The organism is Klebsiella sp. HMSC25G12 (assembly GCF_001807705.1).
Classification (GTDB): domain Bacteria; phylum Pseudomonadota; class Gammaproteobacteria; order Enterobacterales; family Enterobacteriaceae; genus Klebsiella; species Klebsiella variicola.
Map to the genome: position 1 here is coordinate 1 of NZ_KV789896.1, position 662 is coordinate 662.

Below are 662 nucleotides of genomic sequence, written 5' to 3' on the forward strand. Positions count from 1 at the left end.
AGCATTATTCATCATCCCGAACGGCATTTAATCTGGCGGGCGATAGACTAATCATACACCTGAAAAAAAGACCTCATTCATGAGGTCTTTCGTTTTTAACAGCCCGGGATTGTCCGGCATTTTTATTTGCCTTGATGGCCCGGTAGATAGCCTCAATTTTTCTCGCATATGCCAGTCGTCGCATGTCCTGCCTGTCCGTTCTGCGGAATCCCGCGTTGTAGGCACCGACTGCCTCCCAGCTGACGCCCCACTTCTTAAACGCCAGCGCCAGATAATACGCGCCAGTGTAAATATTCAGGCAGGCATCCGTCAGAAGATGTTCCGGTTTAATACCGAACTCCGATAACCGGGCATGGTGCTGCGAATCGATCTGCATCAGTCCGGCACCGTATCCTGTTCCCGGATTTTTACCGACAGCATCCACCACCCATTTCGATTCCTGCCATGAAATAGCCCGGAGCAGATCCGGATCAATCCGGTAATCCCGTCCCGCCATATCAAAACAATCCGTGGCCCATGCAGGCGTGGATATTAATAACAGGGCAGCAAACGCCAGTTTTTTTCTCAAAAGACTCCCTCCGGGCCGATTCCTGTAATTACGTTAACCCAGACCAGAACCAGACTCAACAAATATGCACTCCTCACCACAAAATCACCACACC

At 50.5% G+C, this 662-nt stretch carries 1 protein-coding gene; it reads right to left on the bottom strand.

All coding sequences use genetic code 11. The features are described from left to right. Positions 1–73: 73 nt before the first annotated feature. A complete protein-coding gene (locus HMPREF3096_RS15740; RefSeq protein ID WP_020314755.1) occupies positions 74–568 on the bottom strand; it encodes a transglycosylase SLT domain-containing protein in 495 nt (164 codons plus the stop codon). Positions 569–662 lie beyond the last annotated feature (94 nt).